Genomic DNA, 9,118 nt, shown 5'->3' with positions numbered 1-9,118 from the left:
ATACTGAAATATTCAGTGTTAAAGCTATAGAACTTATAATCAAGGGTTATAAAGCTATAGTAGAAAAAGGTGAAGAATATAGAACAGAAATTATAGAAGATTTCGTTATAGGAAGTAACTATGCAGGTATTGCTTTTGGTAATACTGGAGTAGGAGCTGTTCATGCACTTTCTTATCCTTTAGGTGGAGTTTATCATGTTCCTCATGGTGAAGCTAACTATCAATTCTTTGTTGAAGTATTTAAGACTTACAACAAGAAAAATCCAGATGGAAGCATAAAAGAAATCAATAAGGTATTAGCTGAAATATTAGGAGCTAACAAAGATGCTGATGTATATGATGAACTTGCTAAAATTCTTGATAAATTATTAGCAAGAAAACCTCTTAAGGAATATGGAATGAAAGAAGAAGAAATAGAGACTTTTGCAGATAGTGTTATTGCAGGACAACAAAGACTTCTAGCTAATAACTATGTTCCACTTTCAAGAGATGAAATACGTGATATTTATAAGAGCTTATACTAATTAACATTTCCCATGTTAAATTTAATAATAAAAGCAAGAGATTTTATTGCCTCTTGCTTTTATTTTACTTATAATAACCATATTGTTATGGACTTATTTAGCTAATAGGAAAGTAATGATATTATATCAATAGGTTCTTTTATAATTCAGGTAGATAGAGGATAATTTAATAGGAAAGATATATTTTAGATTAAGAATAAATTTATATATTAGTAAGTTATAGTGATTAAGGAGGTAATGTGAATGGCAGAAAATAGTTTTATATATAATAGATATAGTGTTAGAAAGTTTAAAGATGATAAGGTTCCTATGGAACATATAAAAGAAATAATAAAAGCTGGTTCTTTTGCACCCTCAGGTAAGAATGTTCAAAACTGGCATTTTGTAATAATAAATAAAAAAGATCTAATTAATAAAATTGCAGAAGAATTAGAGAAAAAAAATAAAAATATTGCAGATAAAATTGAAGATGAAAATATTAAAGATAAGTTTATTAAAGGTATTAAATATCAATTAGCATTTAAAAATGCTCCAACTTTGATTTTAGTTTATGCAGGAAAATATATGCCAACAGGATATGAAGAATTAAAATTATCAGGTGCATGTGAAGAAGAACTTCAAGAACTTTGGAATACAGCACCAGGAATACAGGGAGTTTCAGCAGCAGTAGAAAATATTATGCTTTCAGCAGCTAATATGGGATATGGTACTTGCTGGATTACAGGACCTGTTTACGCTGCTAAAGAAATAAATAACTTAATAGGTTTCCAAAAAGAAGGATATTCTCTTATAGCTATGACTCCACTGGGAATACCTTTAAGTACAGATTTTAGAAGACCTCCAAGAAAGCCTGTGGAAGAAATAATTACTATAATGGAATAATTTTCATGCGAAAATGCAACTTGTTGTATTTTTGCAATATAATGACAGTAATGAGGCCACATAATGGTTAAGTGTTAAAAAAATATCAATACTTGTTGCGTAAGTGCAACAAGTATTGATATTTTTTTGTCTAAGTAATTTATATGAAACTTAGGTAAATGAATGATAATATGTATAAAATCTGATTTAAATAATAATATTAAAAAAAAATCAAGTAATTGGCACAAACATTGCTAAATTTATAACATAGTGATAAAAAACAAATAAGAGAGGATTGATATAAATGCCTTTAATGACAGGGGAACAATATGTAGAAAGTCTTAGAAAACTTAATTTAAATGTCTATATGTTTGGAGAAAAAATAGAAAATGTAGTGGATCACCCAACAATTCGTCCATCTCTAAACTCAGTAAAAATGACTTATGATTTAGCACAAATGCCTGAATATGAAGATTTAATGACTGCAACTTCTAGTTTGACTGGAGAGAAAGTTAATCGTTTTACTCACCTTCATCAAAATACAGATGATTTAATTAAAAAAGTAAAGATGCAAAGATTATGTGGACAAAAAACAGCAGCTTGTTTCCAAAGATGTGTTGGTATGGATGCTTTTAATGCTGAATATAGCACAACTTATGAAATTGATAAATCATATAGTACAAGCTACCATGAAAGATTTAAGAAATTCATGGAATATGTACAAAAAAATGATTTAACAGTTGATGGAGCTATGACTGATCCAAAGGGAGATAGAGGATTATCACCAAGTAAACAAGCAGATCCTGATTTATATCTTCATGTTGTAGAAAGAAGAGATGATGGTGTTGTTGTTAGAGGAGCAAAAGCACATCAAACAGGGATAACTAATTCTCATGAGGTATTAGTAATGCCTACTATGGCTATGAGACCAGAAGATAAAGATTATGCTATATCTTTCTCAGTACCAACTGATACTAAAGGAATAACTATGATAATGGGAAGACAATCTTGTGATACAAGAAAGATGGAAGAAGGAGCAGACATAGATGTAGGTAACTTCAACTTTGGTGGACATGAAGCTTTAGTAGTATTTGATGATGTATTTGTTCCAAATGAAAGAATATTCTTAAATGGAGAAACTGAATATGCAGGAATGTTAGTTGAAAGATTTGCAGGATACCATAGACAAAGTTATGGTGGATGTAAGGTAGGAGTTGGCGATGTATTAATAGGAGCTGCTGCATTAGCTGCAGATTATAATGGAGCTGCTAAAGCTACACATATAAAAGATAAATTAATAGAAATGACACACTTAAATGAAACATTATATGCCTGTGGAATAGCATGTTCTGCTGAAGGATATAAAACAGAGGCAGGTAACTACTTAATAGATCTTTTACTTGCGAATGTATGTAAACAAAACGTAACAAGATTCCCATATGAAATAGCAAGACTGGCAGAAGACATAGCAGGTGGATTAATGGTAACAATGCCATCAGAAAAAGACTTTAGAAGTAAAGAAGTAGGACACTATGTAGAAAAATATTTAGTTGGTGTATCTTCAGTATCAACAGAAAACAGAATGAGGGTTTTAAGATTAATAGAAAATATTACATTAGGAACAGCAGCAGTAGGATATAGAACAGAGTCAATGCATGGAGCAGGTTCACCACAAGCTCAAAGAATAATGATAGCAAGACAAGGAAACTTGCCTTATAAGAAAAAACTTGCTAAAGCAATTGCTAGAGTAAAATAGTTGTTAAAATAGTTGTTTTAGAAATTGTAAGTTATTTATAAATATTGACAGGTGGCGTTTAGGCTGCCTGTTTTAAGGAGGAAAAAAGAAGAGTTATGGATTGGAAAGAGATATATGAAAACAAAATAACTACTGCTGAAAAGGCGGTATCACATATAAAATCAGGTGACAGAGTGGTAATAGGACATGCCTGTGGAGAACCTCAAGGTCTTATAAATGCAATGGTAGCCAATAAGAATAGTTATTCTAATGTAGAAATAGTTCATATGGTAGCTATGGGTGGTGCAGAGTATGCAAAGCCTGGAATGGAACAACATTTTAGACATAATGCCATTTTTGTAGGAGGAAGCACAAGAAAAGCTGTTGAAGAAGGAAGAGCTGATTTTACTACTTGCTTTTTCCATGAAGTACCGAAATTATTTAAACAAAATTATATGCCAGTAGATGTTGCTTTAATTCAGGTAAGTTCACCAGATGAACATGGAAATTGTAGTTTTGGTGTATCAGTTGATTATACTAAAGCAGCAGCAGAATGTGCAAAGACTGTTATTGCACAAGTTAATGATCAAATGCCTAGAACATTAGGGGATTCATTTATTCATATTTCAGAAATAGATTATATAGTTGAAGAATCAAAGTCTATGATAGAACTTCAACCACCTAAAATAGGAGAGGTAGAAAAGGCTATAGGAGAAAATTGTGCATCATTAATAAAAGATGGAGATACATTACAATTAGGAATAGGGGCCATACCAGATGCAGTACTTTTGTTTTTAAAGGACAAAAAAGATCTTGGAATACATTCAGAAATGTTTTCAGATGGAGTAGTTGAACTTGTTGAAGCAGGAGTTATAACAAATAAGAAAAAAACATTACATCCAGGTAAAATAATAGTTACTTTCCTTATGGGAACTAAGAGGTTATACAATTTTGTAAATAACAATCCTATGGTAGAAATGTATCCTGTTGATTATGTAAATGATCCAGTAGTAGTATCTAAGAATGATAATTTAATATCAATTAATTCATGCGTTCAAGTTGATTTGATGGGACAAGTATGTTCAGAAAGTGTAGGAAATAAACAAATTAGCGGAGTTGGAGGACAAGTAGATTTTGTAAGAGGAGCTACTATGTCTAAAGGTGGAAAATGTATAATAGCTATGCCTTCAACAGCTGGAAAAGGAAAAGTATCTAGAATAGTTGTTAATTTAGATGAGGGAGCAGCAGTAACAACTTCAAGAAATGATGTTGATTATATTGTTACAGAATATGGAATTGCGCAATTAAAAGGTAAAACATTAAGAGAAAGAGCAAGAGCATTAATAAATATAGCTCATCCAAATTTTAGACAAGCATTAATAAGAGAATTTGAAAATAAATTTAAGGATAAATTTTAAAATGTACATGATTTTTATTTACACAAAAATGTTAAAATATTAACAAATATTCAAAAAACACGTTTATCCGATGTCTAACCATTCTAATACTCCTATCTTTTTTTAAGTGGAAGTATTAGAATGGTGCGACCATGGATAATGTTTTCTCCTAAAGGATAACTATTTTTAAGGAGTGAAACTCCTAAAAATTCTGTTAATATGCTTCAGGTGGGGTTTAAAACTTTATCTGAAGCCAAGAAATCTATTTATCGCACATAGCACATATATATTTTAAGTATTTAGCAATTTCAAAATTATAGTTGAATGAATTGGAGGATTTTATGAAAAAAGGGTATGTATTCATTTTTTTAACAGCATTACTGTATAGCACACAAGAAATAGCTAATAAAATGCTTATGAAAAACCATCTTGATGGATTTCAAATAACATTTATAATATTTTTAATGGGTGCAATAATTTTAACACCGTTAGCAATAAAGGATTTAAAACAAAGGCAATTTAAAATTACTGGTAGTGATTGTGGATATTTTGCTATTAATGCAGCCTTGTGTATACCAATAGCTATGGCGCTATTATCTTTTGCATGTAAATATACACAAGCATCAACAAGTGCTGTAATATTTAGCTCTAATGCAGTGTTTACAGTACCATTTGCATATCTTATTTTGAAAGAAAAAGTTGATAAAATGACTTTAATTTCGCTTGTTGTAAGTATAATAGGAGTTGTTATAATATTTAATCCATCTAAGATGATGGCAGGTTCAAAAGGTGGTACAGATTTATTAGGAATAACGCTTGCATTAGGTGCGGCTATAGCATGGTCATTGTTTACAGTAATAAGTAAAATGAAAATAGAAAAATATGGTGGGTATATATTTAACTGTTTTGTATTCTATTTTGGTGCAATAATGGTTTTAATAATATTACTAGTAACAGGAAGACCTATATTTTCAGGAATAGAAAAAGAAAGTATTTTAGTTCTTCTATATATGGGAATATTCATTAAAGCTCTTGGATATATATTCTACCTAGGAGCGATAAAAATGACTTCTGCTGTAACAGCATCAATGGTTTTCTTGATTAAACCAGCATTAGCTACAGTGCTTGCAGTTGCAATACTTGGAGAAAAAATAACTGCTTCAATGTTAATCGGTATAGGACTAATTATTGTAGGATCATATATAAACTTTAGTTCTAAAAAATCACAGCAAGCAACACAGCAAGTGGTTGAATAAAAACCAGCATATAGATTTTATTATTGTTAAATTTATATTAGTAATTAGTTTAATGAATGTAGTTTTTTAACATATAAGTATTTTGTTGCATTAGTAAATGTTAATAATTTAACTATAAATAAGGAGGTTACTATGGTTACTAATGAAAGAATTAGGAATAAGGAACTTTTAGAAAAGGTAATGATTGCTGAAGAAGCAATTAAACATATAAAAGATGGGATGGTTATAGGAACAAGTGGATTTTCACCATCAGGATATCCTAAAGTTGTACCACTTACTCTTGCTGAAAAGATTAAAAAAACAGGAGAAAAAATGAAATTGACTCTATATTCTGGGGCATCACTAGGACCAGAAGTTGATGGGGCATGGGCAGAAGCTGGAATTATTGCAAAAAGACTCCCTTATCAAACAAATTCTACATTAAGAAATGAAATTAATGCAGGAAATGTAGAATATATAGATATGCATTTAAGTCACTCGACTCAATATTTAAATTATGGCGTTTTACCTAAAGTTGATGTAGCGATTGTAGAAGCTTTAGCTATAACAGAAGAAGGACATATAATTCCTACAACAGCAATAGGAAATACTCCTGCTTTTATAAAAAGTGCAGATAAGGTTATTGTAGAAATAAACACATCAAAGCCTATGAAATTAGAAGGTATGGCAGATATATATACTACTGAAAATCCACCATATAGAAAGCCTATTCCAATAACTCATCCAGGAGATAGAATAGGTACACCATACATAGAGTGTGGTGTTGGCAAGATAATTGCTATAGTAGAAACTGATATGAAAGATAAGGCAAGACCATTAGCACCTACAGATGAAGTTTCTAAAATGATTTCAGATAATATATTAAAGTTCTTTAGAAAAGAAGTTAAAGAAGGAAGACTTCCTAAAAGTTTACTTCCACTTCAATCAGGTGTAGGAAGTGTAGCTAACGCAGTTCTTTATGGTTTATGTGATTCAGAGTTTGAAGGATTAACATGTTATACAGAAGTTGTACAAGATTCTATGTTAGAATTGTTAAGACGTGGTAAAGCAGATTTAGTATCAACTACATCAATAAGTGCTTCACCAGAAGGATTTGAAAAATTCTTAGAAGAAATTGATTTCTTCAAAGATAAAATAATATTAAGACCACAAGAAATCAGTAATAATCCAGAAGTTGCTAGAAGACTTGGAATTATTGCGATGAATACTGCTTTAGAAGTAGATATATATGGTAATGTAAATTCTACTCATGTTACAGGTTCAAAAATGATGAATGGTATAGGTGGATCAGGAGATTTTGCTAGAAATGGATATATTACAATATTTACAACAGCATCTATTGCTAAGAATGGAGATATATCTTCAATAGTGCCTATGGTTTCTCATGTTGATCATACTGAGCATGATGTTATGGTTATAATAACTGAACAAGGAATTGCAGATTTAAGAGGATTAAGTCCAAAGGAAAGAGCACTAGCTATAATTAATAATTGTGTTCATCCAGATTATAGACCTATGCTTTTAGATTACTACAATAGATCAATAGAAAATGGAGCTAAACATACTCCACATATTTTAGACGAAGCTCTTTCATGGCATTCTAGATTCCAAAAAACTGGAACAATGAAATTGAATAAATAAAATTTATTTAATAAGTAACAATTATTAAGTGAAGAAATTACATGAAGTTATATGCTTATGGACTACGCAATTTTCTGAAATAAGTAAAAACTATAGAATATTTGATAACATAAAAGTATTTAATTATAGATACTTAAAAATATAAAAAATAAACCTTGGGAGGAATTTTAAAATGGACAACAAACAATTTATTCAAGAACTTGTAGAAAAAGCTAGAAAGGCTCAAGCTGAATTAGCAACATATACTCAAGCAGAACTTGATGCTATAGTTAAAGTAATAGGAAAAACTGTTTATGATAATGCAGAAGAATTAGCTAAAATGGCTGTTGAAGAAACAGAAATGGGAGTTTATGAAGATAAAGTTGGTAAAAATAAAGGAAAAGCTAAAATTATCTGGAACAATATAAAAGACAAGAAAACAGTTGGAATAATAGATAGAGATGAAGCAAAAGGTCTTGTTATGGTTGCTAAACCAGTAGGAGTGGTAGGATCAGTTACTCCAACTACAAACCCAATCGTTACTCCAATGTGTAACTCAATGTTTGCAATAAAAGGTGGAAATGCTATAATAGTAGCTCCACACCCAAGGTCACAAAAATGTAGCGCACATACTGTAGATTTAATAATGAAAGCATTAAAAGATAAAGGAGTAAAATGTCCTGAAAATGCTATTCAAGTTATAAGAGAATCTGCAATAGAAAGAACTAATGAACTTATGAAAGCAGTAGATGTAGTAATTGCTACAGGTGGTATGGGAGTTGTTAAAGCTGCTTATTCAAGTGGAAAACCTTCTTACGGGGTTGGAGCTGGTAACGTACAAGTTATAGTTGACAGAGATGTTGATTTTGCTGATGCTACAGCTAAAATAATAGATGGAAGAAAATTTGATAATGGTATAATCTGTTCAGGAGAACAAACTATAATAGCTCCTGCTGATAAATATGACGAAGTTATAGCAGCTGCTGTAGCAAATGGTGGTTACTATGTTGAAGATGAAGCAACAGTTGATAAATTTAGAAAAGCAATTTTTATAAATGGACATATTAACAAAGATGTTGTTGGCCAATCAGTACAAAAAGTTGCAGAACTTGCAGGAGTAGAAGTTCCACAAGAAACAAAAGTTATATTATTAAAAGCTAGTGGAATTGGTGCAGAAGATGATCTTTGCAGAGAAAAAATGTGCCCAGCAATAGCTACTTTTAAATACGAGAAATTTGAAGAAGCTGTTAAAATAGCTCAAACTAACTTAAATACAGAAGGAAAAGGGCATTCAGCTGCTATTCACTCAAACAATAAAGAACATATCGAGTATGCAGGAATTAACTTAACAGTAAGTAGATTAGTTGTAAATGCATCATCATCAACAACTGCAGGTGGATCATTAACTAATGGATTTGCTCCAACTACAACTTTAGGATGTGGAACTTGGGGTAATAATGTAATTTCAGAAAACTTAGATTACAAGCACTTAATAAACGTATCAAGAATAGGTATGGTTATTAAAGATGCTAAAGTTCCAACTGACGAAGAAATCTGGGCTTAATTAAAAGCTAAAAAATTTGGGCTTAATTAAACTAAAAATTAATAATTTAAATATAAGCCGCTTTTAAAAGCGGCTTATAAGTGTAAATAAGAATAATTTAATTATATATAAATAACGGAGGCCTTAGGAATGAGATTATTAAAAATACAACCAGAGCTTCA

6 protein-coding genes and 1 pseudogene are annotated in these 9,118 nt (G+C 30.7%); all 7 read left to right on the top strand.

Going from position 1 to position 9,118, the window contains the following annotated elements; all coding sequences use genetic code 11:
* Positions 1–524: pseudogene (locus OW729_RS18920) on the top strand (4-hydroxybutyrate dehydrogenase); the annotation flags it as partial.
* A 243-nt stretch (positions 525–767) separates the two neighbouring features.
* A complete protein-coding gene (locus OW729_RS18915; protein ID WP_268063098.1) occupies positions 768–1,406 on the top strand; it encodes a nitroreductase family protein in 639 nt (212 codons plus the stop codon).
* Positions 1,407–1,689: 283 nt separating this feature from the next.
* On the top strand, positions 1,690–3,141 hold the full coding sequence (locus OW729_RS18910; RefSeq protein WP_268063097.1) for a 4-hydroxyphenylacetate 3-hydroxylase family protein: 1,452 nt from the start codon (positions 1,690–1,692) through the stop codon (positions 3,139–3,141).
* Positions 3,142–3,236: 95 nt separating this feature from the next.
* On the top strand, positions 3,237–4,538 hold the full coding sequence (locus OW729_RS18905) for an acetyl-CoA hydrolase/transferase family protein (RefSeq protein WP_268063096.1): 1,302 nt from the start codon (positions 3,237–3,239) through the stop codon (positions 4,536–4,538).
* Between the two features lie 320 nt (positions 4,539–4,858).
* Positions 4,859–5,773, top strand: a complete 915-nt coding sequence (locus OW729_RS18900; RefSeq protein WP_268063095.1) for a DMT family transporter — start codon at positions 4,859–4,861, stop codon at positions 5,771–5,773.
* A 132-nt stretch (positions 5,774–5,905) separates the two neighbouring features.
* Positions 5,906–7,414, top strand: a complete 1,509-nt coding sequence (locus OW729_RS18895; RefSeq protein ID WP_268063094.1) for an acetyl-CoA hydrolase/transferase family protein — start codon at positions 5,906–5,908, stop codon at positions 7,412–7,414.
* 172 nt (positions 7,415–7,586) lie between these two features.
* The gene (locus tag OW729_RS18890) at positions 7,587–8,957 is read left to right on the top strand and encodes an aldehyde dehydrogenase family protein (RefSeq protein ID WP_268063093.1); all 1,371 of its coding nucleotides are present in this window, start codon (positions 7,587–7,589) and stop codon (positions 8,955–8,957) included.
* Positions 8,958–9,118 lie beyond the last annotated feature (161 nt).

The organism is Clostridium brassicae (assembly GCF_026738875.1).
GTDB classification, from domain to species: domain Bacteria; phylum Bacillota; class Clostridia; order Clostridiales; family Clostridiaceae; genus Clostridium_H; species Clostridium_H brassicae.
This window is presented reverse-complemented; position numbering and strand designations above follow the sequence as displayed.

Bases quoted from the DNA above. Each gene is read 5' to 3' on its own strand.
- OW729_RS18915 (WP_268063098.1), top strand. From the start codon at position 768: ATGGCAGAAAATAGTTTTATATATAATAGATATAGTGTTAGAAAGTTT.
- OW729_RS18910 (WP_268063097.1), top strand. From the start codon at position 1,690: ATGCCTTTAATGACAGGGGAACAATATGTAGAAAGTCTTAGAAAACTT.
- OW729_RS18905 (WP_268063096.1), top strand. From the start codon at position 3,237: ATGGATTGGAAAGAGATATATGAAAACAAAATAACTACTGCTGAAAAG.
- OW729_RS18900 (WP_268063095.1), top strand. From the start codon at position 4,859: ATGAAAAAAGGGTATGTATTCATTTTTTTAACAGCATTACTGTATAGC.
- OW729_RS18895 (WP_268063094.1), top strand. From the start codon at position 5,906: ATGGTTACTAATGAAAGAATTAGGAATAAGGAACTTTTAGAAAAGGTA.
- OW729_RS18890 (WP_268063093.1), top strand. From the start codon at position 7,587: ATGGACAACAAACAATTTATTCAAGAACTTGTAGAAAAAGCTAGAAAG.